Here is a 223-nt window from a genome sequence, read left to right as displayed (position 1 = left end):
AGCCGCATCCCCGAGGGACAGCGCACCCGAGACGGCAGCAGCGGCGATCTCACCCTGCGAATGCCCCACCACCGCATCCGGCACCACACCCAGCGAACGCCACAGCTCGGCCAGGGAAACCATCACCGCCCACGTCACGGGCTGGACCACATCCACCCGCTCCAGCGAACGCCCCTCCCGCAGTACCTGGACCACGTCGAAGTCCACGAACGGCGCCAGGGCA

General features: G+C 69.5%; 1 protein-coding gene. It reads right to left on the bottom strand.

Annotated elements, in window-relative coordinates; all coding sequences use genetic code 11:
- The coding region (locus tag ACEPPI_RS41030) for an acyltransferase domain-containing protein (RefSeq protein WP_373920316.1) at positions 1–223 on the bottom strand (223 nt) is incomplete at both ends.

It is taken from the genome of Streptomyces sp. AB3(2024) (assembly GCF_041862025.1).
Lineage (GTDB): Bacteria > Actinomycetota > Actinomycetes > Streptomycetales > Streptomycetaceae > Streptomyces.
The sequence above is the reverse complement of the archived record's forward strand: the minus strand, read 5'-3'. Positions and strand labels throughout refer to the sequence as shown.